Source organism: Streptomyces boluensis (genome assembly GCF_009908195.1).
GTDB classification, from domain to species: domain Bacteria; phylum Actinomycetota; class Actinomycetes; order Streptomycetales; family Streptomycetaceae; genus Streptomyces; species Streptomyces boluensis.
On sequence record NZ_JAAAHS010000548.1, the window covers coordinates 1 to 3,732 of the forward strand.

At 73.5% G+C, this 3,732-nt stretch carries 3 protein-coding genes; all 3 read left to right on the top strand.

The annotated features are described in order from the left end of the window. Positions 1-555, top strand: a 555-nt coding sequence (locus GUY60_RS35610) for a serine/threonine kinase C-terminal domain-containing protein (protein ID WP_512700852.1), incomplete at its 5' end; no start/stop codon positions are given. Positions 556-703: 148 nt separating this feature from the next. Beyond that, positions 704-2,521 (top strand): serine/threonine-protein kinase, encoded by a 1,818-nt coding sequence (locus GUY60_RS35615; RefSeq protein WP_312866551.1) that lies wholly within the window; start codon positions 704-706, stop codon positions 2,519-2,521. 139 nt (positions 2,522-2,660) lie between these two features. Next, positions 2,661-3,732 (top strand): serine/threonine-protein kinase (locus GUY60_RS35620; protein WP_161705536.1); only part of this gene is annotated, 1,072 nt, incomplete at its 3' end.

Here is a 3,732-nt window from a genome sequence, read left to right on the forward strand (position 1 = left end):
GGCGAGGGCACCCCGGACGACGGCAAGGGCGGTCCTGGCGGCGGTAACGAGGAGTCGCCGACCTCGCAGCGGCCCGACCCGCAGAGCTCAGGGCCCGAGGTTCCCGAGGGCTTCGTGCTGCGCAAGGACGCGGCGGGCTTCCGGGTCGCCGTGGCGGAGGGCTGGGAGCGGCGCGGCAGTACGGGCCGGGGCCAAGTGACATATGCGGGCGGGGCGTTCGAGCTGATCGTGGTGCCGGGGCGGGACAAGGCCTCGGGCAAGAGCAGTGATCCGCTCTACTACCAGCGGGAGCGGGAGGCCGAGTTGCAGCCCTTCCGGGACTCGTCGTGGGCGACGTCGACGGGGATGCGGCGGATCGACGTGGGCGGCCGGGTGCGTGCGGAGGGCCAGTTCACCTGGCAGGACGCCGACGGCGACGAGGTGTACGTACGGAATGCGGCGCTGCTGATCGACGGGCGGTACCACGTGGTGCTGGTCAAGGGGCCGGAGTCCGAGCGGGATGAGGTGACGCGGCTGCACGAGCAGGCCGTCGCCTCGTACCGGCCGGGCCGGTGATGGTCCGCCGAGTGACGGTCTGTCGCGGGGGCGGGCGCCGGTCGCGGGGCTGATCGTGGCCCGCGGACGCGCGGGCAACGGCCCACCGCCTTCCGGCCGGTGCGGCGCGTTCCTTACGCTTGGCCGGGAGACGGACGGGCGGGGGATCGTGGATCAGGGCGAAGGAACGGCACAGGGCGCCGCACTCGCGGGGCGGTATCGGCTCGCGGGGAGCCTCGGTCGCGGCGGCATGGGCAAGGTGTGGCGCGCGCATGACGAGGTGCTGCACCGCACGGTCGCGGTCAAGGAGTTGACGGCCGCGCTGTATGTCTCGGAGGCGGAGCGTGCCGTGCTGTTGGCGCGTACGCAGAAGGAGGCGCGGGCGGCGGCGCGGATCAACCACTCGGCGGTGGTGACCGTGCACGACGTCTTCGAGTACGACGAACGACCGTGGATCGTCATGGAGTTGGTCGACGGTGGTTCGCTCGCCGACGCGCTGCAGGAGCGGGAGCGGCTCGAGCCCGCCGAGGCCGCCCGGATCGGGGCGTGGGTGGTGCGCGGGCTGCGGGCCGCGCATGCCGCGGGGGTGCTGCACCGGGATGTGAAACCGGCCAATGTGCTGCTCGCACGGGACGGCCGGGTGCTGCTCACGGACTTCGGGATCGCGGCGATCGAGGGCGACTCGACGATCACGCGGACTGGTGAACTGGTCGGTTCCCTCGACTATTTGGCGCCGGAGCGGGTACGGGGCGCCGATCCGGGGCCCGCCGCCGACCTGTGGGCGGTGGGTGCGCTGCTGTTCGCGGCGGTCGAGGGCTTCTCACCGTTCCGCCGGCAGTCGCCGCTGGCCACCATGCAGGCCGTGGTCCAGGACGAGCCGGGCACACCGGAGCACGCCGGTCCGCTCGCGCCGGTGATCGCGGCGCTGCTCTGCAAGGACCCGGAGCGGCGGCCCACCGCGGACCGGGTCGAGCAGATGCTGGCGGAGGTGGCCGAGGGGCGCAGACCGCCGACGGCACAGGAGTACGTGTCCACGCGGCGGATCGGCGAGGACGATCTGAACGCGTTCCGCGCGGGAGCGCAGGCCGTGCAGGAAGGCGCGCAGGAAGGCGTGCAGGGCACGCAGAACTTGCGGGCCGCGCCGGGCACTCCGGGGCCCCACACTCCTCCACCCGGGCCCGCGTACGCCACGCCTGCCGCATCCCCGTACAACACCCCCGCACCCTCGTACCCCGCGCGCGGAGGCGCACCCTCGTACCCCGCCCCCGGAGGCGAGTCCGCGTACCCCGCACCGGCCCCGCACACCCCCGCAGGGCAGGACAGGCCCGTGGGGTCGACCGTGCCCGGCGGGCAGGCGGCCGTGGCCGTAGCAGGGCAGAAGCCGCGGCGGCGGTGGCGGGCGACGCTTGCCGTGATCGTGGCCGCCGCGCTGGTCGGCGTGGGTGCGGCGGTCGGCATCCTCAAGTATGCGGAGAACGACGAGGGTTCGGGCAACGGCGGTACGCAGGGCGGCGGTCAGGAGCAGACGGCGGGTGCGCTGCCGAAGGACTGGGTGCGGATCAGGGACGACGTGGGGGGCTTCAGCCTGCTGATGCCGCCGGACTTCAAGCGGCGCACGTTCGGCGACCAGATCGACTACACGCCGGACAACGGCAAACACCTGCTCCGGATCGGCGTCAGCAAGAAGCCCACACACAAGAACTCGTATCTGCACGCGCTCGACATGGAGAAGCAGGGGATGGGGCGGCTGCCCACGTACGAGCGGGTGCAGTTGGAGTCCAACACGTTCCGGGGGAGACCGGGCGCGGTCTGGGAGTTCACCTGGACCGAGACCAACGGTGCCAGCAAGGGCGAGCGGCGGGCGATCGACCAGCTGTACACCGCCGAGGACGGCACCGAGTACGCGATCTACATGTCGGGGCCCGCGGCGGACTGGGACACGACGCGGGACCAGTTCGAGAACGTGCTGCGCGGCTGGCGGCCGTAAAGCCGGTGAAGGCGTGACGCGGGGCCGTCACCGGGTGTGACCTGGAGCCATAAGCCGAGTGGCCGACACCTATAGCTTCAGCGGGGGTCCTGCCGTAACGCACGGGGCTCCGCGTACGGGTGTGCGGCATGATGAAGCCATGGCGAGCGAGCGGGGCAACGGCCGCTTGATAGCGGGCCGTTACCGGTTGGGGGAGCGACTGGGCCGGGGCGGCATGGGGGTCGTCTGGCGTGCCTCGGACGAACTGCTCGCCCGGCAGGTGGCCGTCAAGGAAGTCGTTCTCGACCCGTCCCTGTCCGTCGCGGAGGCGCGGCAGTTGCGGGAGCGGACGCTGCGCGAGGCGCGGACGATAGCGCAGATCCGGCACCCGCACGTGATCGTCGTGTACGACGTGCTCGTCCAGGACGGGCGGCCGTACATCGTGATGGAGCTGATCGAGGGCGGCTCGCTCGCCGACCGGCTCGACGGCGAGGGGCCGTTGGCGGCGCCGGAGGCGGCCCGGCTCTGTCTGGCGCTGCTCGGCGCGCTGCGCGCGGCGCACACCGGGGGCGTGCTGCACCGCGACCTGAAGCCGGGCAATGTGCTGATGGAGGCCGGGACCGGCCGGGTGGTGCTCACCGACTTCGGGATCGCGCAGGTCGCGGGCGCGTCGACGCTCACGGAGCACGGCGCGTTCGTCGGCTCGCCCGAGTACACCGCGCCGGAGCGGATGTCGGGCGGTACGGCTGGGCCCGAGTCCGATCTGTGGTCGCTCGGGGTGCTGCTGTGCGCGGCGCTCACCGGCCGGTCGCCGTTCCAGCGGGACACGTTGGGCGGGATCGTCGCCGCGGTGATGACGGAGGAGGTCCGTCCGCCGGACGGCGCGGGCCCGCTGCTGCCCGTCGTACGGGGGCTCCTGGACCGCGACCCGGAGCGCAGAACCGATGCGGCGGAAGCGGAGCGGCTGCTGCGGGTGTTCGTGGAGACGGGCGTCGTCCCGCACGCGTCACAGCGGCGCGGCTTCCCGCCCGCTCTCGCCCCGCTGCGTACCGCCGCACAGCGCCTCCCGGTGTCCGGCGCCCGTAGTACGGGCGGCGGCCGGGGTACGGGGTCCGCGTCAGCCACGACGGCCGGCTCGGGCGGTACCGCGGGGGCCCAGGGGCGTGCGGTCGGGGCGGTGCGCCGGATGCCGCGGGCGCGCGCCGCGCTGCTCGCCGGGGTCCTGGTGGCGG